This is a genomic window from Mesorhizobium sp. M5C.F.Ca.IN.020.29.1.1 (assembly GCF_003997375.1).
Lineage (GTDB): Bacteria > Pseudomonadota > Alphaproteobacteria > Rhizobiales > Rhizobiaceae > Mesorhizobium > Mesorhizobium wenxiniae.
Window position 1 is genome coordinate 1 of record NZ_RZSW01000731.1, and the last position, 2,408, is coordinate 2,408.

Genomic DNA, 2,408 nt, shown 5'->3' on the forward strand with positions numbered 1-2,408 from the left:
GCCGCATCCCGACGGGCCGAGCAGAACGAGGAACTCACCCGACTGGGCGTCGATATTCACGTTATCGAGCGCCTGGTACTGGCCGAAGCGCTTGGAAATCTTCCTGACCTCCAGGGATGTCATAGACGGCTAACCCTTCACTGAACCGGCGACGAGACCGCGCACGAAGTAGCGGCCCGCGAGTATGTAGATGACTAGGGTGGGAAGCGCGGCCATGATGGCGGCCGCCATTTGCACGTTGTAGGGACGCTCGCCGGTCGACGTGTTCACAATGTTGTTCAGAGCGACCATGATCGGGGCGTTCTGGCCGTAGGTGAACGAAGCTCCGAAGAGGAAATCGTTCCAGATGTTGGTGAACTGCCAGATGACGGAAACGATGATGATGGGCGCCGAGATCGGCAGCAGGATGTGCCAGAAGATCCGGAAGAAGCCGGCACCATCGACGCGCGCCGCCTTCACCAGGTCCTGGGGCACGGAGACGTAGTAGTTGCGGAAGAAGAGGGTCGTGAACGGCAAGCCGTAGATAATGTGGATCAGGATCAAGCCCCACAGCGACCCGGCTAGGCCGAGCCAGCCCAGCACGGTTGCCATTGGGATGAGTACGGCCTGGTAGGGTGTGAAGCAGCCGAACATGATCAAGCCGAAAATCACCCTGTGGCCGGGGAAAACGAACTTGGTCAGCGCAAAACCGTTCAGCGCCCCAATCAGGGTCGAAACCGCGACAGCCGGAACGACCATCAGGAAGGTATTGAGGTAGAAGCCGCGGATGCCGGGGCATTCGACGCCTACGCACGCCTCCATCCAGGCAACGCGCCAAGCGTCGAACGAAAGCGCGCGCGGCAACGCGATCAGGTTGCCGCCGCGGATTTCCTGCATGCTTTTCAGCGACGTGACAATCATTACGAAAAGCGGCATCAGATAGTAGGCTACGAAAAGGATCAGGATGCCGTAGATGAAAGCGCGGCCCAGCCTGGCCGACCAGTTCGACGGGGCGCGAGAGGCCAGTGCGTCAGCGCTCATTGCGAGCCTCCCTACGCAACTCGGAATAGATGTAAGGAACCATGACGGCGGCGACCGTCATGAAGATCATCATCGCGCTGGCAGCAGAGAGCGCCATCCGGTTTCGGCCGAAGGCGAACTGATACATGAAGGTCGCCGGAAGGTCCGACGAAAAGCCAGGACCTCCGCCAGTTAAGGATATGACAAGATCGAATGACCGCACAGACTGATAGGTCAGGACAACCAGAACGGTAAGGAAAACCGGGCGAAGGATCGGGATGATGATTGCTCGATATGTCAGCCATGAACCCGCACCGTCGATCCGGGCGGCCTTCAGGATTTCGGTATCGACACCGCGCAGGCCGGCCAGGAAGATCGCCATTGCGAACCCGGAACTCTGCCAGACTGCGGCGATGACAAGAGTGTAGATCGACATGTTCGGATTGACGATCCAATCGAACGAAAAGCTCTGCCAACCCCAGTCTCGAACGAGCTTTTCAATTCCAAGTTCTGGATTCAGAATCCACTTCCAGGCGGTGCCGGTGACGATGAAGGAGATCGCCATCGGATAGAGGTAGATCGATCGTATGGCGTTCTCGGCCCTGATCTTCTGGTCCAGAAAGATCGCCAACAGCAGGCCAAGTCCCACCGAGAGAGACACGAAAAGTCCGGCGAAGATCACCAGGTTTCCGACGGCAACGTGCCAGCGTTCCATCGACCATAGCGCGATGTATTGCTCCAATCCGACAAAGTCGTACCGAGGTGTAATTTTCGACGCCGTCAACGAAATGAGGAGCGACCACAGTGCGAAACCGTAAACGAAGACACTGAGAACAAGCAGTGTCGGCGACAGTACCAGCAGCGACATCGTTTGGCCGACGCGATGTCTCAAGCCCGCCTTGGACGTCCTGTTCTGCCTTCTGCTCTCCCTTTCAGGCCGAGCAAGCAAACTCGTCACCGCCACCTCCGGCACCTCCGAACGTCCAACCGGGCCCAACACCCCACACTGTGTTCGTGGCCGGATGTACCTGACCCGGGGACCGCATCTCGTGCGACCCAAAGCGTTGGCAGCGTCGCTCGCTTGCATCCGAATTCCCGGTGCGCGTGCCATGAAGCACGCGCACCGGGATGCCGTCGTGCTGTCAGGGAGGTGTGACGACGACAAGCCGATAAACCCAAGTGTCCGTTCTCCCGCTTCGTTTCAAAATCCAGCAAAGGGGGACGCGCTGATCGGGCCGGCACGGCTACCCCTTTCACTTTCTTGCCAACGCGGTCGTTTGCGTCGGCCTCGTTAGATCGATCTAATCAGACTTTCCGCAGAGTGGCAACCGCGATGGTGTCTGTTCAGGCATGCAGGCCGATGAAGCTTCTTGTCTTGCCCAACGAACAACAGCGTCGGCATCATTGCG

General features: G+C 58.6%; 2 protein-coding genes and 1 pseudogene. All 3 read right to left on the minus strand.

All coding sequences use genetic code 11. The features are described 5' to 3' along the window. A pseudogene (locus EOA85_RS39560) lies at positions 1-123 on the minus strand (ABC transporter); the annotation flags it as partial. Between the two features lie 6 nt (positions 124-129). Beyond that, positions 130-1,020 (minus strand): carbohydrate ABC transporter permease, encoded by an 891-nt coding sequence (locus tag EOA85_RS32815; protein ID WP_127212480.1) that lies wholly within the window; start codon positions 1,018-1,020, stop codon positions 130-132. Beyond that, positions 1,010-1,867 (minus strand): sugar ABC transporter permease, encoded by an 858-nt coding sequence (locus EOA85_RS32820; protein WP_127212481.1) that lies wholly within the window; start codon positions 1,865-1,867, stop codon positions 1,010-1,012. The genes EOA85_RS32815 and EOA85_RS32820 overlap by 11 nt, the downstream gene beginning before the upstream one ends. Positions 1,868-2,408 lie beyond the last annotated feature (541 nt).